The 22,282-nt window shown below is 65.5% G+C and carries 18 protein-coding genes; 9 read left to right on the forward strand and 9 right to left on the reverse strand.

The window, feature by feature from the left end; genetic code table 11:
• The 7 genes from ACYVL5_RS13575 to ACYVL5_RS13605 all read right to left on the reverse strand — a co-directional run bounded on the left by ACYVL5_RS13575 (nt 1) and on the right by ACYVL5_RS13605 (nt 11,429).
• Nucleotides 1-2,130 (reverse strand): hypothetical protein, encoded by a 2,130-nt coding sequence (locus ACYVL5_RS13575; RefSeq protein ID WP_460596115.1) that lies wholly within the window; start codon nt 2,128-2,130, stop codon nt 1-3.
• A gap of 123 nt (nt 2,131-2,253) precedes the next feature.
• The gene (locus tag ACYVL5_RS13580) at nt 2,254-5,328 is read right to left on the reverse strand and encodes a fibronectin type III domain-containing protein (protein ID WP_460596116.1); all 3,075 of its coding nucleotides are present in this window, start codon (nt 5,326-5,328) and stop codon (nt 2,254-2,256) included.
• Nucleotides 5,329-5,413: 85 nt separating this feature from the next.
• Nucleotides 5,414-6,319 (reverse strand): carboxypeptidase regulatory-like domain-containing protein, encoded by a 906-nt coding sequence (locus ACYVL5_RS13585; RefSeq protein ID WP_460596117.1) that lies wholly within the window; start codon nt 6,317-6,319, stop codon nt 5,414-5,416.
• A gap of 27 nt (nt 6,320-6,346) precedes the next feature.
• The gene (locus tag ACYVL5_RS13590) at nt 6,347-7,522 is read right to left on the reverse strand and encodes a CxxxxCH/CxxCH domain c-type cytochrome (RefSeq protein ID WP_460596118.1); all 1,176 of its coding nucleotides are present in this window, start codon (nt 7,520-7,522) and stop codon (nt 6,347-6,349) included.
• 9 nt (nt 7,523-7,531) lie between these two features.
• On the reverse strand, nt 7,532-8,002 hold the full coding sequence (locus ACYVL5_RS13595; protein ID WP_460596119.1) for a cytochrome C: 471 nt from the start codon (nt 8,000-8,002) through the stop codon (nt 7,532-7,534).
• The gene (locus tag ACYVL5_RS13600) at nt 7,999-9,354 is read right to left on the reverse strand and encodes a hypothetical protein (RefSeq protein ID WP_460596120.1); all 1,356 of its coding nucleotides are present in this window, start codon (nt 9,352-9,354) and stop codon (nt 7,999-8,001) included. Before ACYVL5_RS13600 ends, ACYVL5_RS13595 begins: the two co-directional genes overlap by 4 nt.
• Before the next feature lie 896 nt (nt 9,355-10,250).
• On the reverse strand, nt 10,251-11,429 hold the full coding sequence (locus ACYVL5_RS13605) for an MFS transporter (protein WP_460596121.1): 1,179 nt from the start codon (nt 11,427-11,429) through the stop codon (nt 10,251-10,253).
• A gap of 339 nt (nt 11,430-11,768) precedes the next feature.
• On the opposite strand from ACYVL5_RS13605, the gene proC reads away from it, so the two are divergent.
• From proC to ACYVL5_RS13625, 4 genes are all read left to right on the forward strand, one after another.
• Nucleotides 11,769-12,572 carry a pyrroline-5-carboxylate reductase family protein gene (gene proC / locus ACYVL5_RS13610; protein WP_460596122.1) on the forward strand — a complete coding sequence of 268 codons (804 nt, stop codon included), beginning with the start codon at nt 11,769-11,771 and terminating at the stop codon, nt 12,570-12,572.
• Nucleotides 12,569-12,844: an acylphosphatase gene (locus ACYVL5_RS13615; protein WP_460596123.1), complete on the forward strand. Its 276-nt coding sequence runs from the start codon at nt 12,569-12,571 to the stop codon at nt 12,842-12,844. The genes proC and ACYVL5_RS13615 overlap by 4 nt, the downstream gene beginning before the upstream one ends.
• 1 nt (nt 12,845) lies before the next feature.
• A complete protein-coding gene (locus tag ACYVL5_RS13620; protein ID WP_460596124.1) occupies nt 12,846-13,340 on the forward strand; it encodes a DsbC family protein in 495 nt (164 codons plus the stop codon).
• Between the two features lie 300 nt (nt 13,341-13,640).
• A complete protein-coding gene (locus ACYVL5_RS13625) occupies nt 13,641-14,078 on the forward strand; it encodes an SseB family protein (protein WP_460596125.1) in 438 nt (145 codons plus the stop codon).
• 107 nt (nt 14,079-14,185) lie between these two features.
• Here the strand turns inward: ACYVL5_RS13625 and ACYVL5_RS13630 are convergent, their stop codons facing one another.
• Together ACYVL5_RS13630 and ACYVL5_RS13635 are read right to left on the reverse strand one after the other, a co-directional pair.
• Complete coding sequence (locus tag ACYVL5_RS13630) at nt 14,186-14,869, reverse strand: response regulator (protein WP_460596126.1); 684 nt, start codon at nt 14,867-14,869, stop codon at nt 14,186-14,188.
• Nucleotides 14,862-16,454 (reverse strand): sensor histidine kinase, encoded by a 1,593-nt coding sequence (locus tag ACYVL5_RS13635; protein ID WP_460596127.1) that lies wholly within the window; start codon nt 16,452-16,454, stop codon nt 14,862-14,864. The genes ACYVL5_RS13630 and ACYVL5_RS13635 overlap by 8 nt, the downstream gene beginning before the upstream one ends.
• Before the next feature lie 439 nt (nt 16,455-16,893).
• Here ACYVL5_RS13635 and tcuC point away from each other — a divergent pair, with 439 nt between their 5' ends.
• The 5 genes from tcuC to ACYVL5_RS13660 all read left to right on the forward strand — a co-directional run bounded on the left by tcuC (nt 16,894) and on the right by ACYVL5_RS13660 (nt 22,279).
• Nucleotides 16,894-18,219, forward strand: coding sequence for an MFS transporter (gene tcuC, locus ACYVL5_RS13640; RefSeq protein ID WP_460596128.1), 1,326 nt, complete (start codon nt 16,894-16,896; stop codon nt 18,217-18,219).
• The gene (locus ACYVL5_RS13645) at nt 18,216-18,821 is read left to right on the forward strand and encodes a chromate transporter (RefSeq protein ID WP_460596129.1); all 606 of its coding nucleotides are present in this window, start codon (nt 18,216-18,218) and stop codon (nt 18,819-18,821) included. Before tcuC ends, ACYVL5_RS13645 begins: the two co-directional genes overlap by 4 nt.
• Nucleotides 18,818-19,339, forward strand: coding sequence for a chromate transporter (locus tag ACYVL5_RS13650; protein WP_460596130.1), 522 nt, complete (start codon nt 18,818-18,820; stop codon nt 19,337-19,339). The genes ACYVL5_RS13645 and ACYVL5_RS13650 overlap by 4 nt, the downstream gene beginning before the upstream one ends.
• A 191-nt stretch (nt 19,340-19,530) precedes the next feature.
• Entirely contained in the window at nt 19,531-19,986 is a 456-nt protein-coding gene (locus ACYVL5_RS13655) for a DUF2844 domain-containing protein (protein ID WP_460596131.1), read from the forward strand.
• Nucleotides 19,973-22,279: a DUF3443 family protein gene (locus ACYVL5_RS13660; RefSeq protein WP_460596132.1), complete on the forward strand. Its 2,307-nt coding sequence runs from the start codon at nt 19,973-19,975 to the stop codon at nt 22,277-22,279. Before ACYVL5_RS13655 ends, ACYVL5_RS13660 begins: the two co-directional genes overlap by 14 nt.
• The last annotated feature ends 3 nt before the right edge of the window (nt 22,280-22,282 follow it).

The raw sequence follows: 22,282 nt of genomic DNA on the forward strand, positions 1-22,282 counted from the left end.
CTACGGACGCTCCGGAGTATTCCAGGTGCCGTCGGTGCGGGACCAGCCGATCAGGTACAGCATCGCCTCGGAGGTGCCGCTGTAGATGGTGGTGATGCTGCCGCTGGCTGCGTTGTAGGCCTGGGCCCCCTTGGTGAACAGGGGATTGCTGTTGCCGTCCACCAACGAGGTGGCTGCCAGGGCGGTGGCGCCGGACGAGAGGTTCATGACTCCGTCGTCAAGGAAGTCGATGGAGTCATAGAGAAGTCTCCTGGAGTAGCTGCGGGCGTGGGCGTAGGCGGCCGGATCCCGGTTCAGGAGATTGACGTTGAAGCAGGCCCCCATCATCTTCTTCCCGAAGGCCTGGTTCCCGGTCCCGCGAGTCCAGTCCTTCACCTGGTTCGCGCTGACGTGGGCCAGGCCGTGCTCGAAGAAGTACGGGTAGGCGGTGGAGTCGTAGTCGATGTTCCACTTGGTCGCCAGGAGGTACACGGCGAGCTTGAGGGTGCTCTGGAAGGCGGACGCCTGCGGTTCGATGAAGACCGTCTGGAAGTTCGCGCCGGTGAGCGGGACGGTGTTTTCCGAGGTGTGGCAGTTCGTGCAGACCTGGTTGTAGGCGTTGGCGTCGATGGCCAGGGTGTGGCCGTGGGCGGCACGCACGCCGGCCGGTGCGCCGTTGGCGTTCAGGTGGCAGGTCACGCAGGGGCCGTTGGCGTCGAACTGGCCGGCAATGAAGACCGCCGGGTTGTGGCTGTCGCCGTGGATGAGGGCAGTGCCGAGCTTCCTATGGGTACTGGAGACACCGCCGGAGATCCCGAAGTTGGGGACGCTGGTGCTGTCCGGGGAGAGCGTCTTGCCGTAGGTGCTGGTGCCGATGGGGGCGGTGGCCGAGGTGAACTGGGTGAAGCCCGACGACATGTACATCAGGGCCGCCGCCGCCATGTAGTGCGAGTTCTTGAAGCTGGCGTTGGCGAAGTTGGTGACCGCGTCCACCCCGTTCTCGCGGGCCGAGTGGCAGGCGATGCAGAGGTTGGACTCGCCGACGTCCGGGAAGGTGGCGGTCACCGAGTTGCTGTTGATCTTGTACTGGGTGGTGAAGGCCCCCACGGCACGGACCGCGAAGGAGTTGTCGGTGTGGCAGCCGTCACAGCCGAGCACCTGGCGCTGGTGGTCCCCCGCCTGGGCGACCGACGCCATGGCGAAGGTCTGGAAATTGGTCTGGGCAAAGGCCTTGAAACCGGTGCCGGTGTGGCAGCGCTGGCAGGCCTGCTGGCCGGGAGCCTGCATGTCCTCGGTGGCCCAGGCGGCGCCGTTCACGTCGCCGTGACCGGATTGGGCCCAGGCCACCCGCGTGTCGTTGCCGTGCTTGGTGTTGTGGAACTGGTGGCAGGAGGCGCACTGCTCGGTGTCCGGCGCATACATGGCGGCATGGGCGCCGGCGCCGGTGAAGTTGTTGAAGTGCACGGCCACCTTGCCGCTATGGCAGACGAAGCACGGGGCGCTGGCACCGCCCGCGGACGGGTCGGGGTTGTTGTGGGACGGGCCGTGGCAGGCGGCGCAACCGGGGACCAGCTTGCCCACCGCGGTGCTCCAGGTGGTGAAGCTGTAGTGGCTCGACTGCTTGAAGTTGGCCTCGATGTTCTGGCCGGTGGCGTCCAGGGCGGTCGCGTGGCAGCCGAGGCAGGCCGCATCCTGCGGCTTGTTGACCGGAGCGTTCATGCTGATCACGCCGGCGTCGGTGGTCTGGTTGGCGGCCACGCTCACCTGGAGGGCGAACCCTTCGTAGACCACCTGGTTGCTGGAGTCGAGCGCCTTGACCGAAAGGGCCACGGTGCCGGGATAGATCCCCCCCACGGTCCCGCCCAACCCGGAGGAGGGAACGGTGGTGCTCACCACCGGGATCGGCGACCCGTTGGTCCCGGTGCCGGTCACGCTGAACCGGATGCTCGCCACGTTGGCGGGAATCGTGGAGGTGGTGTAGGTGGCAAACACGTGGGCGGCATGGGGCGCCTGCCACTTCAGCTTGGCCTTCAGGGAACCGGGGACCCCACCGGCGGCGCTATTGACGGCATTGTTGGCGCCGCAGCCTGTCATGGCGGCCATGACCAGGACCAACAGTAGGCATTGAAGCATGGTCAAACTGTTTCTCATCGTCCGCTCCTTACCTGTAAGTGTAAGCACCTCATCGCGATCTCCTTGGGTGCAGTTCTTCTGTCACAGCATTCAGCGAAAACGCACTTCTGCTTCACTATTCACTCCCGTCTCAGAGGATCGCTACTGGGCCACGTTCCAGATCAGCCCGCCGGAGACGGTCCCGGTCGGATAGCTGATGGTGCCTGTCACGGTGTAGGGCGGATAGAGGATGCCGCCCGAGATGATGCCGGAGGGGTAGAGGACGCCTCCGATGATGACACCGGTCGGGAAGCCTACCGCGTTGGTGATGGTGCCGGTCGGGTAGGTCACCCCGGTGGTCACCGCACCGGCCGGGAAAGCGACGCCGCCCACGATGGTGCCGGCCGGGTACTGGACGCCGCCGATGATGACGCCGTTGGGGTACTGGATACCGCCGATCACGGTGCCGGTCGGGTAGCTCACCCCGCCGATGATGGTCACCCCGCCGTAGCTGATGCCGCCGATGATGGTGCCGTTGGGGTACTGGGTCCCGGCGGTGACGGTCCCCACCAGGACGGTGGCGAAGTTCTGGCCGGTGACGTTGGCCCCCGCCACGGTCACCGTCCGGGTGAGCGGGACGAAGGAGTAGAACCCGGCGGCCGAGGCGGAAAGGGTGTAGGTGCCGTTGGGTACCGCGGTGAAGGAGAAGTTGCCGTTGAGGTCGCTGGTCGCGGTGGTGGCCACGTTGTTGGCGTCGGTCAGGGTCAGCATGACCCCGGAGAGGCCGGCGTTGTTGAGCACCACCTGGCCGTAGACGGTGTAGGTGTTGGGCGGCGGGGCCGGAGTGCTCACCTGCAGGGCGCTGCTGGCGGCGGAGATGTTGCCGGCGGCGTCGTAGGCCTCGACGGTGTAGCTGTAGGTGGCGCCCCCCACCACGGTGGCGTCGGTGAAGGTGGTGCCGCTCGTGACGTTCCCTACCTGGGAGCCGTCGCGGAAGACCAGGTAGCCGGCCACGGCCGCGTTGTCGGTGGAGGCGCTCCAGGTCAGGGCCACCGAACCGCTGGTGGCGGCGGTGGCGAGCTGCAGGCCGGTCGGCACCGACGGCGCGGTGGTGTCGGTCAGGTCGATGGGGGCCGGGACCGGGGCGAGCCAGATCGCGCTCGGGGCGGAGTAGATGCCGGCGTCGGAGTAGGCGAGCACGCGGTAGCTGTAGGTGGTCGACGGGGAGACCGTGGTGTCGGTGTAGCCCGGGACCCGGACGGTGGCGAGGTTGGCGAAGTTGTTGCCGGTGGCGTCACCCCTTTGGACCACGTAGCCGGCCACCGGGTTGCCGCCCACGAGCGAGCTGTTCCACATGAGCGACACGCCGCCGGCGCTCACCGAAACCGCCACGAAGTTGGTCGGGGTGTCGGGGACGGTCGGGGTGGTGTTGTTCGGGTTGGCCGGGGTGGTGACCGAGAGGAGGTTACTCGGCACCGACTCGCCGCCGTTTTTCACCGCAGTCACCGTGTAGCGGTAGCTCGTGTTGGGGGTCACCGCGCCGTCGCCGTAGGCCAGACCGGTGATCCCGGTGGCGATGGGGATGCCGTCGCGGTAGACGGTGTAGGTCACCCCGGCGTCGGTGGAGGCGGTCCAGCTCATGGAGACCAGGTTGTAGGCCGCCGTGTCGGTGAGGCCGGACGGAGCGGCCGGCACGGTGGCGGTCGGCGAAGCGGCGGTCCGCACGGTCAGAAGGGCCGAGGCGTCGGAAAGGTTGCTGTCGCTGTCGGCCGCCTTCACGAAGTAGGTGTAGGAGGTGACCGGGGCGACCGTGGTGTCGTTAAACGAGGTCGTGGTGACGGTGGCGATCAGCTGGAAGTCGCGGTAGACGTAGTAGGCGGCCGCCGGGGTCACCGAGCCGTCCGCGTTGCTCTTGGTGGACCCCTGCCAGGTGAGCGAGACCAGCGAGGCGGTGGCGCCGCGCGAGACCAGCCCGGTCGGAGCGGAGGGTGCCACGGTGTCGTAGGGGGCCGGGGTGGTCACGTCGATCTCGTTGCTCGCCTCGGAGTAGTTGCCGGTCGGGTCGAAGGCGTAGACCTTGTAGACATAGTGGGTCACCGGCTCAGCCAGCAGGTCGAGGTAGGTGAAGGTGGAGGCGGAGGAGCCGCGGGTGCCGATCAGCGCCACCGTGGAGGCGACACCTACGTCGTTGACGCGGCAGACGGCGTAGCCGGCCACGCCGTCGGCGTCGGGGTCGGTGGCTGCGTTCCAGGTCACCTTGACCTTGCGGGCGGCCAGGGCGCTCGCGGTCACCCCGGTGGGAGCGGTCGGCGAGGTGGTGTCGGACACGTCAGGGAGGGTCACCGGCGCGTTCATGGCGTTGGAGAGCGAGGTGTTGATCACGCTGCTCGGCACGTACTCGGGGGGGACCGTACCCTCCTGGGCCAGCTGGGAGGTGGAGACCACGATGGCGTTCTTGAGGGCGGCCGCCACGTTCCCCATCCCGTTGGAGGAGAGCATGGAGGCGACGATGTCGGCCAGGGTCGGGGTGGTGGCGGCCAGGGCGTGGGCCGCCGAGACCGAGACCTGCCCGGAGGTGACCAGGTTCACGGCGCGGATGCTGACCGCCAGGTCCTGCTGGGCCTTGTTGGTGAAGCGGTCGTTGATCCGGCGCGGAGGCGCGGTCTGGTAGAAGCCCAGCCCGAACAGGTTCTCCAGGGCCGAGTAGGACCTCTTGATGTTGCCGGAGGAGAAGCCGGTCCCGGCGTAGTTCTGCTTGATGAACTCGACCGAGGCCTCGGTGGCCAGGCTGACCATCACCGGCGGGATGTTGGCGCGGGTGACGAAGTTGGCCGGCACGGCCGCCCGGATGGTGCTCGGGCCGCCGACGAAGAGCGCCCTCCTAAGCTGCCTGAGCGCGCTGCCGCCGGAGACCTTGCTCTCGACCACCAGGGAGCCCGTGTAGCTGGTCGGGATCTTGAGGCGGTAGGCCCCCTTGCTGTCGGTGGTGGCGGTTACCGGGTAGATGCTGAGGGGCGTAGTCGACTCGACGCCGTTCTGGTCGACAGAGTAGGCGGTCACCGTCGCCCCCGCCAGCGGCAGCCCGGTCGCCGGGTCGGAGACGATCCCGGACAGCGTTTTCGCGGCCACATTCGGTGCCGGTGTATTGCCGGCGAAGTCGCCACATCCGGAAAGGAGCAGCGCCAAAGAGGCGAGCACCAGGGCTCCGAAGGTGAACCTCTTCCAGTTAATCGACATACAACTCCTCCTTCTGCTTATGGTTAGGCTGATTGCGTGTCATGGTCCCAAGGCGCCCCGGTTGCCGGCGGGCGCCGAATCTTTTTCACAGGGTCACGGTGATGGAGCCGGACCCGGAGTTCGCCTGCGAGGCGGAGATGGCGTTCCCGGTAGAGTCCTGGCCGTTCACGTGGACCAGGAGCGGGTTGGGAACGAAGTTGTACCCGGAAAGGGTCGGGGTCATCGTGTAATAGCCGTCGGGGATCCCGGGCAGGCTGAAGGAGCCGTTACTGCCGGTGGTGGTCCGATAGCTCGCGCCGGCCTGGTCGGCCAGGACCAGCGAGACTCCCGCCAGGGCTCCCCCGCCCGAGACCGCCACGCTTCCCGAGATGGCGTAGGTGGCCGCCGCCGCGGCGGTGAAGTTGACCGTCAGGTTGGCGCCGGAAACGGTCACGTCCTGGGTGCCGGACGGCGAGAAGCTGAAGCCGTCGGGATGGGAGACCGCCACGTGGTAGGCGCCGCCGGTCAGGCCGGCCACCGCATACTGCCCTGCCCCGTCGGTCACCTGACTTGCGACCTGCTGGTTGGAGGCGTCGGTGATGGTCACCGTGGCGCCGGCCAACCCCGCGTTGTTGCCGGAGGCGACCGTCCCGGAGATCGAGTAGGTCGGGATGGGGACGGCGGTGAAGTCGGCCGCCGCCCCGTTATTGTTGATGGTCACCGTGACGCTCGCCGGGGTGAAGCTGTAGCCGGAGCGCGAAGGGGTCACCGTGTAGCTCCCGTTGGAGAGCTGGATGAAGCTGAAATTGCCGTTGCCGTCGCTGAACTGGTTCCCTACCCCGCTCACCGCGAGGGTCACCTGCCCTAAGCCGGCGCCGTTCAGGGTGACCTTGCCGGCGATGGAGTATGCCGCCGGGGCAGAGGTCCCCGTGACGCCGCTTCCGCCGGAGCCGCCGCATCCGAAGATGAGCGGCAGGATAAGGATGAATACCAGGGCGATTGTCTTTCTCATCTGACTCTTCCTTAGCTCAGGCCGCCGTTATTCCCAGTTGGCCGTCGCGGGTGCCACGGAGTGGCAGGTGTTGGTGCAGGTGGTGGTGGTGCCGTTGTAGGTCGTGATGCTGGTCGCCCCCCCGCCGATGGTGTTGGCCGGGTCGTACTCGAAGCCCGGGGTGGCGAGACCTGCGAAGTGATTGGCGGTGGTCAGCTGGTTCACGTTATGGCAGTCGGTGCAGAAGATGAGCCTCCCGGCGCCCGGCTTGGCAGTGGCGAGGTGGAAGGCGTGCATGTTGATGGCGTTGAAGTTCCCCGAGTGGAAGCTGTTGTACTGGGGATTGGTCGGGTCGAGCTGCTGGTGGCAGGCGAGGCAGTCGGTAGCGACGTTGATGGAGCCCACCCCCCAGGCCGGGGTCTGCTTGCCGCCGTGGCAGCTGACACCGGAGCACTTGCCCCCCTGGTAGCGGAAGCCGCCGGTCTCGGCCGCGAACACCGTCGAGAAGTTCATGAAGGCGGCGGAGCCGTTGGTGGCGGCCCCGGTGGCGTGGCGGTCGGTGCCGGTGCCGTAGCCGGAGTGGCAGGCGAAGCAGTCGATGCCGACGCCGATATGGGCCGCGTGGGAGCCGGCGCGGTTCGGGTAGCTGGTGCCGTTCGGGGGCGCTCCGTGGCAGGAGGCGCAGCCGCTCGACTTGACCGCCGGGCTCGAGCTGTGGCAGGAGAGGCCGAACGCGGGGTCGTTCGAGAGGCAGGAGGGGGTCCCGGCAACTTGGGTCCCGCCGCTGCCGGTGGCGTGGCAAAGCCCGCAGGAGCTGGCGGAGTCGAGCACCGCGCTCCCCCTCACCGTGGTGCCGTTATAGGTCGCCCAGGCGTGGAACTGGTCGTCGCCGGGGGTGACCCAGCCGGAGGGGTGCCCCAGGGTGTGGTCGGCGTTGGCGTGGCAGGACTGCCCGTTGAAGCTCGCCGTGAAGCACCCCACCTTGGAGATGCCGCCGGAAAGGTCGTAAGAGTGGCACTCGGAGCAGGCCGTGTTGGCGGTCACGTCGGAGCTCCCGCCATTGGCCTGGTCGTAGGAGACCCAGTGCTGCTGCACCCAGTTGTCGGGGTGCTTGCCGTTGGGGTCCACGGTCGGGGTTGAGCCGCCACCGCCGGAGCAGGCGGCCAAGGCAGCCAGAGCCAGGGGAACGGAAATGGTCATGAACAAGGCGGTTTTGATACGCATTATCCTCTCCTATCGATGGCAGGCGACGCAGCGCTCGTTATTGGTTCGGCCGTGGCAGCGGTAGCAACTGGCGGGGTCCAGTTTCCCTTCGATCTTGTGAAGGGTGATGTAGTCGCCGCGGTGCGGCATCATCCGGTCCGGGCGGTCGCCGTTTTTGACCGACGGCTTCATCTCGATCTTGTTGGTGTGGCAATCGGCGCAGAACGAGAACTTGTGGCAGGTAGCGCACAGCGCGTCGTCGGTTGCCGCATAGAAGCGGTGGTTTTTCACGAAGATACGGGAATGGTTGAAGGCGGCGAACGGCTTCATGGTCCCCTTCTGCTGATCCTCATGACATTCGGAGCAGCTCACCGGCCCGCTGGAAAGTTCTTCCGGATGGGTGGCGGGGAGGTTCGGCAACGCTTTCATCTGGGCGCAGGCGGCCAGTAAGAAGAGCGCGACCAATACAAGCAGCGCGGATATCAGCGGGGAGCGTCTCATTTCTTGTCTCCTTTGTCGGCGAATTTGACATTGTAGGTGAGCCGCACCAGCCCCTTCAGCTCGTCGTTGTACTGCGGGTTCTGACCGTAGCTTAGGTCACCGGAGAGCGAGAGGTCGGGGGTCAGGTGGTAGCCCAGGCCGGCCACCGTCTCCCACGCGTTGTTGCGGTTCTCGATGCGGGTCTTGAAGAAGTAGCCGATCAGGTCAAGCGAGGCGAAGTACCCCTTGGTGTCGTGCATGACGTAGCCGCGGGCCTCGTGGTAGGAGCCGGAGGCGCCGTCCACCGGGACCACCGCGAAGTTCTCGGAGGCCCGGAGGTAGTGGTAGTCCACCCCGGCCCGGAGGGTGTTCTTCAGGAAGTTCCCCCTCACCTCGCCCCCGAACCGCTCGGCGCGCCCGACGTCGCGCTTGTAATTCTTATAGTCGGCGGTGACGTCGACGTTGTCGGTCAGGCTGTAGGTCGCCATCCCCCCGATCGCCTTGGAATTCTGGTTGAGATTCCTGAGCATGTCGGCAAAGAGCAGCGAAGAGTAGAAGAAGGAGCGGTCGCGCTGCTCGTCGTAGCTTGCGGCCAGCGTCAGCTTGCTGACAGGGAAGGCCTGCACGAGGTAGCTGTGCTCGGCGATCCCCTTGGTCTCGGTGTTGTAGCTCGTGTGGCCGGAGATCTGCACCATCTGGAAGGGCCTCAACCAGATGTCGCCGCCCAGCAGGCGATGGCTGCCGAAGGTGCCGGGGAGGAAGTTGTTGCTGGAGACGCTCGGTGCGTCGGTCTCGTAGACGCCGGAGAAACCGACTTCGAGGAGGCCACCCTTGCGGTAGCTCACCCGGCCGCCGGTGATGGCGTCACCCTTGCCGTCGGTGTCGGCGCCGGGGATCTTCACCGTGTGCACGGTGGCACCGCCGAAGGCCGAGATCCCGAAGCCGTACGGGAGGTCGGTCTTGAAGCTGCCGCCGTCCAGCTGCTCGTTCACGATCCCTTCGTTCACGAAGAAGCGGCCGGCGCGGGCGCGGGCGTTGGCGTGATCGAAGCGGTACTGCAGGTAGCCGTAGTTGAGCGCGCCGCCTACGCTGCTGTCACCGCCGTCGATCGGGTCGTAGCGGTCGGCCAGGCTCACCCTTCCCCACCCGTAGAGGTGGGCGGAGAGCCTGCCGTCTCCCAGCTGGTCCGCGTCGAGCCCGAAGAACTCGGTGAGCGGGGCCAGGGTCTTGCTCTGGAATCCGGCATGGTTGTCCTCCTCGATCCTCAGGATCGTGGTCGAGTCGACGGACCCATCCGCCAGCGCCGCGGCAGGCAACGCCGCCAGTAAAAGGGCGGGCAGCAAACGGCAGAACCTTTTGAAGTCAATGCACATGCAACTCCTCCTGTCTCGCGAGTATCTGGGAAATCTGGTTCTTGAGGGCATTCTCCCGCTGGTTGCGCGGATCTACCGTACACGGGCGCGAAGAAACCGGTGGAGCAGGGAAATGCACCCACCAAGGGGGAGGAATCCACCGGGTTCGCGTCGGTCAAACTGCCGAACTGTTCGTCGTTACCGGAGCCGCGCGCAAGGCTCGGCCCCCCGGCCGGAAGCTAACGCCCCGGGCCGGCCGATGACACCGAACCCCGTTCCCGGGAGGCGCCAGCCTGCAGCAAAGTTTTGATGTGAGTAGGAACTGTATATGAGGGTGGAACTATGATAGACGAGGGCCTTGCGGTCCGGTTAGGGCCGGCGGCACTCTCACAAGCGAAGGGTTTTGATGACATTGCAAGTAGCAGCATTAATACTCTCTTAAAAAGACTACACTACACAAAAATCCGAATATTAAAGGACGGTTCTATCAGTCGAAATCACAAAACTTTCAGAACAACTCGGCGAACACACTGCTGCATACGTATACTGTATCGAGCGGTGTCCGGAAAACTTTAGCGCTTTTTTTCAGACTGTCAAATTTTTCCCAGTGATACGAATATTACCCGTCTGCTTTTCTCAATGTCAATATTAATTATTTTTAACAGTTATTGTTTTTCAGCACCTTACGCGCAGAAACTTCCAGCCGGAGACTAACTGTTAGTAATCATTGTGACATAGGAAAGTCGTGCCATATAAAGAGGCAGATAATTCAATAGTGGAAAAACCGATCAGAGACAGTTGGGATTGCGGGCCAGGGGCTTGCTGACAGTCAGGCGGGGTTATGACTGAGCCACGGCGGGAAATCAGAGCGAAGAGCGATCGGGGATCAAGCCGAAAGAGGGGCCGAGGCGGGGAGGCTACTGAGTACGAGCGGGAGGTTTCACCAGGAGCAGTAACAGTACCACGGAAACGGCAGCCAGTCCGGTTCCGACCAGGAAGGAGGCAAGCGATCCAAAGCGCTGCCAGATGAGGCCGAAGATGAGGCTCGCGGGAAGCGCGCCCGCTCCGATGGCGAAATTGTACCAGCCGAAGGCCGCCCCCCTCACCGAGGGATCGGAGAGATCGGCCACCAGGGCCTTCTCCACCCCTTCGGTGAGTCCGTAGAAAAGACCGTAACAGGCGAAGAGGAGCCAGATGTGGGACTCGCGGGAGGCGAAGGCGAAGCCTAAGTAGCAAAGGGCGTAGACGAGCCACCCCGCCACGATCACCTTGCGCCGGCCGATCCGGTCGGAGAGGACGCCGAACGGCATGCTGGCCAGCATCTTCACCGCGTTGAAAAAGGCCCAAAGCAGCGGGACCCTGACGAGCGGCATGCCGAGCTGCCCCGCCCTAAGGAGCAGGAAGGCGTCCGAGGAGTTGCCGAGGGTGAAGAGGAAGAGGATGAAGAGGTAGCGGCGCAGGGAGCCGGCCGGCAGCGGCGCGAGGCGCACCTGCTGCTTGGCCGGGACCTCCCGTCCGGAATCCTGCACCTTGAAGATGATGAGGAAGACCGCGATGAGCCCGGGGATGCCGGCCAGCCAGAAGAGCGTCCGCAGGTCGTCCTGGAGCCAGCCGGACAAAAGGAGGGTGGCGAGGAGCGGGCCGATGAGAGCCCCCGCGTTATCCATCGAGCGGTGAAAGCCGTAGGCCTTCCCCCGCAGGGATGGGTCGACCGAGTCGGCGATCAGGGCGTCGCGCGGCGAGGTGCGGACCCCCTTCCCTATCCGGTCCCCGGCGCGGATGATGAGGACCGCGAGGGGGGAGTGCGCGGCGCCGATCAAGGGGCGCATGAGGGCCGAGACGGAATAGCCGAAGAGGACGAGCCCCTTTCTCGCCCGCACGCGGTCCGACATGATGCCCGAGGCGAGTTTCAACAGGGAGGCGGTCGACTCCGCCACCCCCTCGATGGCGCCGAGGAAGGCGGGGCCGGCCCCCAGGACCGAAGAGAGAAAGAGCGGGAGCAGGGGATAGATCATCTCGCTGGAGACGTCGGTAAAGAGGCTCACAAAGCCGAAGATAAGCACGTTGCCGGTAAGCCCCTTGAAGAGTGCGGTCATGGCCCACCTCCTTGGTAAACTATAGCAGATGCAATATCCGGCACCCGCCTGTCGCCATGCACCTTTCCCGATGAAAACCTCCCTCACCCGGCCTTCGGCCACCCTCTCCCCTTTAGGGGCGAGGGTATATATGGTACGGGCCTGCGGCCACCTTCGCCCGGAGGGAGAGGGGCTGCATTAAAGTATCCCCTCGCCCCTTTAGGGGAGAGGGGCAGGGGTGAGGGTATATATAATTCAGGCACCCCCTCGCTGAAGAGACGAGGGGTTTGAGGTTGACATTTACCCCTTATTTGATTACCTATCACAGTCTTAGTTAGAAATTTGCTATGGAGGGACGCGATGCACAAGGAGATGAAAACTGGCTTTGTCGGCGGGGGCAACATGGCGGAAGCCATCATCAAGGGGCTTTTGGCCGGAGGGGTTCCGGCGGCCAACCTGACGGTGTCCGAGCCGAGCGAGCAGCGAAGGGGGCACCTGGCGGAGCGCTACGGCATCCGCACCATCTCCGACAACGGCGAACTCTGCCGCCAAAGCGACGTGGTCATCCTCGCCGTGAAACCGCAGGTCTTCACCCAGGCGCTCAAAGAGGTCCAGGGAAGTAACCAGCTCTACATATCCATCATGGCAGGCGTTAAGTGCGCCGCGATCGAAGAGGTCCTGGGGGCCGAGGCCCGCGTGGTGCGGGTGATGCCCAACACCCCCGCCCTGGTGCTGGAGGGTGCCACCGCCATCGCCCGCGGCACCCGTGCCACCGACGACGATCTCTCGGTCACCCGCCGGGTCTTCGACCTGGTCGGAACGAGCTGCGTGGTCGAGGAGAAGCTCCTCGACGCGGTGACCGGGGTCTCCGGGAGCGGGCCCGCCTACGTGCTGACCTTCATCGAGGCGTTGAGCGATGCCGGGGTGAAACACGGCCTCACCCGCGACGTGGCCACCGCGCTCGCCGCCCAGACCGTCTACGGCACCGCCAAGCTTCTTTTGGAGACCCGCGAGCACCCGGCCGTCCTCAAGAGCCAGGTGGCCTCCCCGGGAGGGACCACCATCGCCGCCATGCACCAACTCGACCGGGACGGCTTCCGCGCCGCCACCATCAACGCGGTGGACGTCTGCGTCGCCCGCTCCATGGAGCTCGGGAAGAAATGAGGACACGGGTAACCGTCGTCGTCCGCGGGCGCGTGCAGGGGGTGGCCTTCCGCCACCACACCGCGCGCACCGCGGCGAGGCTTGGGGTGTGCGGCTGGGTGGCGAACCAGGCGGACGGCTCGGTGAAAGGATGCTTCGAGGGGGAAGACGAGGCGGTACGGGCGATGGTCGAGTGGTGCCGGCGCGGTCCCGACCTCGCCCAGGTGGAACAACTGACCGAGGAGCCTGGGGAGTACACCGGCGAATTTGCCGGCTTCAGCATACGGTACTGACATGAAGATACTACTACGTCACCTGATAACGATGCTGGCGGCCCTTGCCTTCGGTTTGCCGATGGGCGCCGGGGCCGCGCGGGGCGCCGAGAGCCTCGACCTCGACAAGGCGGTCAAGGTCGGTTCCGGCAAGATCATGGTGATAGAATTCACCGATCCCGACTGTCCCCACTGCCGCAGGGCCGAAGCATACTTCCAGGGGAAACCGCAGGTGACCCGCTACATATTCTTCCTACCGCTGGCGATCCATCCCGGCGCCAAGGAAAAGGTGCAGTACATCCTTTCCGCCAAGGACCGGGAGAGGGCCTACCTCGAGGTGGAGAGCGGGAAGTACGATCCGCGGACGGCGGTCATCACCCCCGAAGGGATCAGGCTGCAGAAAGAGCACCAGGAGATAGCGAAGAAGAACAAGGTGAGGTCGACCCCGACCTTCATGATCTATGGCAGGGTAATGACCGGCTTCGACATCAACCGCATCGCCCCCCTCATCCGCTGACCTCTCCAGTTCCTCCCCTCCCCTCTCCGCAAACTCATTACCAGTCAAAGACAGGGAACGCGGATTTTGCGGATTGAGCGGATGTACGCGGATGAGGCAAAAAAAGTCTTTGGGTTACCACTGAAAAGCTTCGGACTGTATGTAGCGAAGGCCTTAAGATCTATCCGCGGAAATCCTCCAATCCGCGTCATCCGCGTTCAAAGGGTTTAGGTATTTTGGTTATGGGTTGACTGAATTTCCTTGTCTATGACGGCGTCGTTCTGTACTGTGGCACCCAATCCCAACAGATAAGGAACACCCATGACACCGATCGACGAGGCGCTCGTCAAGCTGCGCGAAAACGTGAACGACCCGAAGAAGCAGTCCCAATTCTACGACCTCTTCCTCAACTCGACCTTTTTCATCCCCATCCTCGGCGACCACGAGGGGGACGCCCCGGAGGGTCAGCGCGACATCATCCCGGTCATCACCCAGGCCAACGGCAACGATTACCTGATGCTCTTCGACACCATGGAGCGGATGATCGCCTGGATCGCCGACGGCGGCGAAAAGCGCTACGTCGAGGTCCCCGGCCACATGCTGACGCTGACCACCACCCCTCCGCTGCACTGGGCCCTCAACGTGGGGACCGAGTATACCAAGGAGTTCCTCCCCAACGAGATCGCCTGGCTAAAGGAGGCGGTCGAAAAATGCAACGAACAGGCCGCCGCGGCTGCCGCGGAAAACTGCTGCGGGTAACGGCACCGATTTCCCGTCCCTTTGGTGGCAGAGGGGACAGGCACCTGGCGGAGCCAGTCCCCTCCTTCGGATGAGGGGTGCAGAGGTGGGTGAAAAAGGGGGGACGTCTAGCCGTTTTTGAGGCGGAACTGGCGCTGAGGCCTCCCGACCGCTCCGTATTGAAGCGATTCCTCCACCATCCCCTGTTCCACGAGATGATCGAGGTAGGCGCGCGCCGTGGAGCGGCTCAGCCCCGCCGTCTGGGCGATCTGGTCGGCGGTACGGAAGGAGGCATCGGCGATCAGCACCCCCTTCACCAGTTCGAGGGTCCGCTGGTCGATACCCTTCGGCAACTGCTGCGGCGCCGTCTTGGGACCCCGGAACTGCTTCAGCCCCTCCACGAACTTCTGGTCCGCGTTGCCCCCCAAAAGCAGGTGGCTCTTGAACTGCCGGTACTTGGCGAGCGCCCCCTTCAGGAGATCCAGGTCGAACGGCTTGATGAGGTAGTCGAAGATCCCCAGCCTGAACGCCTCCTCGATGGTTTCGATCTCCTTGGCCGCGGTGATGAGGATGACGTCGCAGGGGAGGTTCTCGCCGCGGATCTCCCGCAGCGCCTCGATCCCCGAGCGGTCGGGGAGGTAGACATCGAGGAGGATCAGTTCGGGGCGGAGCTCCCGGGCGAGCTCGATGGTCTCCTGGAAGTTCTTGGCGATCCCCACCGGACGGTACCCCTCCTGCTGCTCGATGAACTTCGCGTGCATCCGGGCGATCATGAAATCGTCGTCGACCACCAGCACCTTAAGGCTATCCATTCACCCCTCCTGACGTCGGAAGCACGACGCTGACCATGGTTTCCCCCTCCCGACCGGTCACCCCGATCTCCCCTCCGCAGCTTTCCACCATTTTCTTTACCAAGGCGAGCCCAAGCCCCCTCCCCTCCCCCTTGGTGGTGACCCCGTCCTCGAAGATCCGTCCCGCGACCGAGGGGTCGATGCCCGGACCGCTGTCGGTGACCTCCACCCGCACCCGGTCCGTCTCTTCCCGTACCAGGACGGATACCCTCCCCGCCGCGGAGAAGGACTGGAGCGCGTCGAAGGCGTTCTCGATGGCGTTTCCCAGCACCGCCACCACCACCTCCCGGTGCGGGCAGTGCTCCGAGACGAGCGAGTCCGAGGAGACCTGGAGCTGGATGCCGAGCTCGTCGGCCCGGTGGGTCTTGCCGACCAGGATGCCGACGATGGCGGTGTCCCGGATGCGCGCGAGGTAGAACTCCATCGCCTTCTGGTACTCCTCGTTGACCCGGTCGATGACCGCGGTCGCCGAATCGTAATCGGACATCCTGATGAGCCCGGAGATCAGGTGGAGCTTGTTCATGAACTCGTGCCGCTGGCTTCTCAGGGTGTCCACGTAGCGGCCGATGTCGGCCAACCGGCGGTCGATCTGCTCGAGGGCCACCTTGTCGCGGAAGGTGCTGACCGCGCCGATCACCTTGCCGCCGAGGACCACCGGGACGCGGCTCACCACCGCCAGGGCGTTACCCACCACCATCGGCTGGTCGTACTGGGGAAGGCCGTCGCGGAGCACCTCGGGAAGCCGGGTGTTGGGGAGCACCTCGGCGATGTGGGAGCCGACCAGCTCATCCTGCTCCCGGCCGAGCATCTTCTTCGCCTCGTGGTTGCAGCTCACGATGAAGCCCTCGGCGTTGACCGCGATGATCCCCTCCCGGATGGCCTCCAGGATGGCGGCCTGCTCCTGGACGCTGAAGGCGATCTCGCCGGGCTCCATGTTGAGTATCTGCCGCTTGACGTGTCCCGACAGGAGATAGGAGCCGGCAAAGCCCGCCAGGAGGGCGACGGCGGCAATGCCCAAAAGCTTGAAGAGGAGGCTCGAGACGTTGCCCCGCACGTTGCGGACCAGGAAGCCGGTGGACACCACCCCGATCTGGCGGTGGTGAGCGTCGAAGACCGGCGCCTTCCCCCGCACGGAGTAGCCGAGAGTGCCGGTAGCGCGGGTGATGCTCTCCTTTCCCTGGAGCACCTCGGCGTTGTCCTCCCCGACCATGTGGCGGCCGATCTCGGCCGGATTGGGATGGCTGTAGCGGATGAGCTTGAGGTTGCTGACCACCACGAACTCGGCGCCGGTCTCGTGCCGGATCGTCTCGGCCAGCGGCTGGATCGTGCGCGACGGGTCGGGCTCTGCGAAGGCTTTCACCACCTCGGGTAGCCCCGCCACCGTACGGGCCACCACGAGCGCGCGTTCCCCGGTTTCCCGGAAGGTCAGGTCCACCACCAGGTACCAGGTCGCGGAGACCACCATGGCCAGCACGAAGAAGATGGTGAGGGACACCAGCCCGTTGATCTTGCTGCGCAGGGACATCCTGCCGAATCTAATCACCATGCGGATCTCCGGGGCGGTGCGAATCGGATACGGGGCGGACGAAGCCCAGAGTTTAATGAGTCACGGGAGAAAAAGCAAATGAAACCCATTGCTACCACAACCCCTCGCCGCACAGGGGCTCTCACTTGAGATCCCCTCGCCCCTTCAGGGGAGAGGGGCGCCACTCCATATCCCCTCGCCCTCCGGGAGAGGGGCAGGGGTGAGGGAGGTTCTAACGGCTACCCTCACCCGGCCTTCGGCCACCCTCTCCCGTGGGGAGAGGGGATAACAAAAAGGTCCTTCACCCTCGCCCCTTCAGGACCGAGGGTACAAGTTGCCGAAATCGCCAAAAATGCCAATAAAGATAATACTTTCCTTTTCGGCCCAATGTTTACAGCTACCTCGCGGGTCCCTAGAATACCGTTTTAGAAACCCATCCGCTTCGCGAGGAGGAGAGACTATGTCAACCGGGCAGCAAACGAAACTAGGGGCCGTATTACGGGTAACCAGCGGTAACTTCCTGGAGATGTTCGACTTCTTCCTCTTCGGCTTCTACGCCACCTACATCTCCAAGGCCTTCTTCCCCGCCGGCAGCGAGTTCGCCTCGCTGATGCTCACCTTCGTCACCTTCGGGGCCGGCTTCCTCATGCGCCCCTTAGGGGCCATCATCCTCGGCTCCTACATCGACCGGGTCGGGCGCCGCAAGGGGCTCATCGTCACCCTCGCCCTGATGGCGCTGGGGACCGTGATGATCGCCTTCGTCCCGGGCTACGCGACCATCGGCCTCCTCGCCCCACTCTGCGTCCTCATCGGCCGGCTCTTCCAGGGCTTCTCGGCCGGGGTCGAGCTCGGCGGCGTCTCGGTCTACCTCTCCGAAATGGCCACCCCCGGCCACAAGGGATTCTACGTCAGCTGGCAGTCGGCCAGCCAGCAGGTGGCCATCATCGTGGCGGCCATGATCGGCTACGAGCTCAACATCCTCCTCACCAAGGCGGAGGTCGCCTCCTGGGGGTGGCGGGTCCCCTTCTTCATCGGCTGCATGATCGTTCCCCTCATCTTCTTCATCCGCCGCTCGCTGCAGGAGACCGAGGAATTCCTGGCCAGAAGCCGCACCCATCGCCCCTCCACCAGGGAGATCTTCCGCTCCATGCTGGAGAACTGGGGGGTGGTGATCGCCGGGATGATGCTGGTCATCATGACCACCACCTCCTTCTACCTCATCACCGTCTACACCCCCACCTTCGGCAAAAGCGTACTTAAGCTCAGCGACACCGACAGCCTGATCGTCACCTTCTGCGTAGGGGTCTCCAACTTCATCTGGCTCCCGATCATGGGCGCCCTCTCCGACCGCATCGGCCGCAAGCCCCTCTTGATCTTCTTCACCCTCCTCACCCTGGCCACCGCCTACCCCGCCCTCTCCTGGCTGGTGGCGGGGCCGACCTTCCAGAAGATGCTGGCGATCGAACTGTGGCTCTCCTTCCTCTACGGCAGCTACAACGGCGCCATGGTGGTGGCCCTCACCGAGGTGATCCCGGCCCACATCCGGACGGTCGGCTTCTCGCTCGCCTACAGCCTCGCCACGGCGCTCTTCGGCGGCTTCACCCCCGTGGTCTCCACCTGGCTCATCAAGGCGACCGGCGACAAGGGGGCGCCCGGCTACTGGATGATGTTCGCCGCCGCCTGCGGCCTGGCCGGAACCCTCATCCTCTACCGGAAAAAATCCGCGGCGGCGGTGGCCGATCTCTGCGCCATACCGGTAGGGAGCGAGGCCGAGGAGGTCAGGTGACGCCCGGGGAAGATTGCCTGACGGGGGAGCCGCTCGCGGTCGGGAAGCGGCTCCCCTCCCCCGCCGGGATCAGCCACGCCGGGCTTTTCTGGGGCTTCACCCGGATCTCGCTGGTCGGTTTCGGGGGGGTGATGGCCTGGGCCCGCCGGGCGCTGGTCGAGGAGCGGGGATGGCTCACCTCGCAGGAATTCACCTCGCTCTTCGGCCTGAGCCAACTGATCCCGGGGCCGACCATCACCAACCTCTCCGTCTGCGTCGGCGCCCGCTTCCAGGGGGCGACCGGCGCCGTCGTTTCTCTCCTCGGGCTGATCGTCGCCCCCTTCCTCCTCGTTTTGGCCATCGCCTCGCTCTACAGCCGCTATGCGAGCCACCCGGCCGTGCATGCCATGCTGCGGGGGATAGCGGCGGTGGCGGCCGGGCTGATCCTCGCCATGGGGGTCCGGATGGGGAGGGATCTCGGCCGCAGTCTCCCCTCCTGGATCTTCACCCTCCTCATCCTGGCAGGGGTGCTCATTCTCCATCTCCCGCTCCCCCCCCTCATGCTCGCCCTCGCCCCCGCGAGCATGCTGGTGGCGGCCTGGCAGAAGCGGAGGACGCTATGAACCCCCTTCTCGAACTGATGTACCGCTTCGCGGTGTTGTCGCTGCTCGCCTTCGGAGGGGCGAGCACCGTGGTCCCCGAGATGCACCGGCTGGCGGTGGTGACCCACCACTGGATGAGCGAGGAGACCTTCACCCACCTGGTGGCGATCTCGCAGGCTACCCCGGGTCCCAACTCCCTGATCGCCACCCTGATCGGGTGGCAGGTCGCCGGGCTCGCCGGGGCGATCGTCGCCACGGCAGCCATGAGCGGTCCGCCGGCGCTATTGATGTTCGGCGCAGCCAACCTCTGGGAGAGGATGAAGAGCTCCCCCTGGCGGGGGATCGTCCAGCAGGGGATTGCGCCACTCTCGGTGGGGCTCGTCCTTGCCAGCGGCTGCATCATCTCCCGCGGTGCCGACCACACCCCGGGCGCCTGGCTTTTGACCGCCGCCACCGTGGCCGCCCTCCTCTCCACCCGTCTCCATCCCCTCTGGCTGATAGCCGCCGGCGCCCTCCTGGGCCTCGCCGGAGTCGTCTGATTCCGCCCCGGTACACTTCTTTACACTTCTCAACAACACTTCACCCACACAAGCCATGCCCCCTGTTATCATCGCCGGAACCACTGCCCCGGTGCGGCTTGGTAACGGGTCCGGTACGGACAGCCCCCCTACCGGAGACACGAATTTCTCCCGGGGCTAACCGCCCATAACGACAATGTCAGGAGAGTCCCATGCCGGCCAGGTTCACGCCGCTCGCCCTCGCAGCCATGCTGCTTCTCCCGCTGCCAGCCGGGGCCACCCTCGGAGGCCCACCTTCCTCGGTCGCCGCCGACCGCACGGCCCTTTCGGCCACCCACCGCGCCGCCATCTCCCGTAACGGCTACACCATTAATGAGATGGCGGACCGCGCCACAGTTGTGAGAGAATACCTGTCGGCCGACGGGGTGGTCTTCGCCATCGCCTGGGAAGGAAACCTCCATCCCGACCTCTCGCAACTACTGGGAGGATACGCAGGGGAGTACTCGGCGGCACGCCAAAAGGCGCCGCGGGTGGCCGGACGCAGGCGGCAGCGGCTGGTGACCGGTTCGATGGTGGTGGAGACGTGGGGACACATGCGGGGGTTGCGGGGAAGGGCGTACCTGCCCGCCCGGCTCCCGAGCGGGGTGAGCGTGCATGAAATTAGATAGGCTGTTGGTCTTCCTGATGATGATGCTGGTACTGGCCGGTTGCGGCGGAGGGGGCTCCGGGGCCCCGGCGAGTACCGCCACCAAGACGCTCGTTTCCCTCAACGTGACCCCCGACAGCCAGGGGATCGCCCTCGGCACCACGGAGCAGTTCAAGGCCATCGGGACCTATTCCGACAGCACCACCGCCGATGTCACCGACTCGGTGACCTGGAGTTCCTCGTCGACCGCGGTGGCTGCCGTCAGTAACAGCGCAGGATCGATCGGGAAAGCGACGGCGGTGGCGGTCGGGTCGACCACCATCACCGCCAGCTCCGGACCGATCAGCGACTCGACCACCCTCACGGTGACCGCGGCCACCCTCACCGGCCTGACCGTCACCCCGGCAGCACCCACCCTTGCCATGGGGCTTAGCCACCAGTTCATCGCCACCGGGACCTTCTCGGACAACTCGACCCAGGATCTCACCGGCCGGGTGCTCTGGACATCCTCCGCCTCCTCGGTCGCCACCATGAGCAACCAGTCGGGGAGCCAAGGGGTAGCCACCGCGGTGGCCCCCGGCGCCACCACCATCACGGCGAGCTCGGGGGGGATCACCGGGTCGACCACCCTCACCGTGGTCTCGGCCACCCTGGTCTCCATCGCCGTAGCACCGGCCACCCCCACCGTCGCGCTCGGAAGCTCCCAGCAGTTCACCGCGACCGGAACCTACTCCGACCACACCACCCAGGACCTCACCGCCTCGGTCACCTGGAGCTCCTCGCTCCCCTCGGTCGCCCTGATCGGCAACGCCACCGGCTCGGCCGGGAAGGCGACCTCGCTCACGACGGGATCGACCACCATCACCGCCACCATGGCCACCACCCAGCCCATCCCGGGGACCATCTCCGGGTCGACCACCCTGACGGTGAGCCAGGCCACCGTCGTTTCGCTGGCGGTCTCCCCCTCGGCGCCGACGGTCACCGCCGGGAACACGGAGCAGTTCACCGCGACCGCCACCTACTCGGACGACTCTACCCAGGACGTCACCTCGCTGGTCACCTGGAGCTCGTCCTCCACCTCGGTCGCCACCATCACTAACGCCTCCGGCTCGGCCGGGACCGCCACCACGCTCACCGCCGGGGTCACCACCATCACCGCGACCCTGGCGGTAACCCAGCCGGTGGCGGGCTCCCTCTCCAGCTCCGCCAGCCTCACGGTGGCCGGCCAGCCCGCCTCCACCGGCTCCGGGAGCAACGTGATGACGGTCACCGTCAACGGCTCGCTCTGCTCGAGCGGCTCCTACCCCAACAAGCCGTGCGTGAGCGTCACCATCTGCACTCCCGGTACCTCGAACTGCCAGACCGTCTCCGACCTCCTCCTCGACACCGGTAGCTACGGGCTGAGGATCTTCAAGCAGGCCCTGAACGTCACCCTTCCCCAGCTGCCGGCCGGCTCCGGCACACTGACCGAATGCGTCCAGTACGGCGACGGCTCCTCGCACTGGGGGCCGGTGGCGAGCGCCGACCTGGTCTTGGGGGGAGAACCGGCGGTCACCGTCCCCATCCAGGTCATCGACTCCACCTTCGGGACCCGCCCCCGCGCCTGCAGCAACGCCGACACGAGCCCGTCGGCCGGGGGCTTCAACGGGATCCTCGGCGTGGGGCTCTTCGCCCAGGACTGCGGCGCCGCCTGCGCAGCCAGCGCCGGCAACGGGAACTACTACAGCTGCAGCGGATCGACCTGCAGCGGCACCACCGTCTCGCTCGCCCGCCAGGTCCAGAACCCGGTCTCGCTCCTTCCCGTGGACAACAACGGGGTGCTCCTGCAGCTTCCGGGGGTCTCCCTTTCCGGGGCCTCCTACGTGAACGGGTCCCTCATCCTCGGGATAGGGACCCGCTCGAACAACACACCCTCCGGCGTGACCGGTTACCCGGCCGACGGCTACGGGGAGTTCACCACCACCTTCAACGGCACCGTCTTGTCGAGCAGCTTCCTCGACAGCGGCTCCAACGGCCTCTTCTTCCCCGACTCCGGGATCCCGCTCGACTCCGGGGGGTGGTTCGCCCCCTCCCAGACCATGGCCCTCTCCGCCACCAACAGCGGCGCCTACGGGTCGCCCAGCGGCCAGGTCAGCTTCCAGCTCGCCAACTCGACGGCGCTCTTCAACAGCTACAACAACGTCTTCAACGACCTGGGGGCCAACATGGCCGGAGCCTTCGACTGGGGACTCCCCTTCTTCCTGGGACGAAGCATCTACGTCGGGATCGAGGGGACCGACTCGTCGCTGGGGACCGGCCCCTACTGGGGGTACTAAGGA

The organism is Geomonas sp. Red276 (assembly GCF_054784495.1).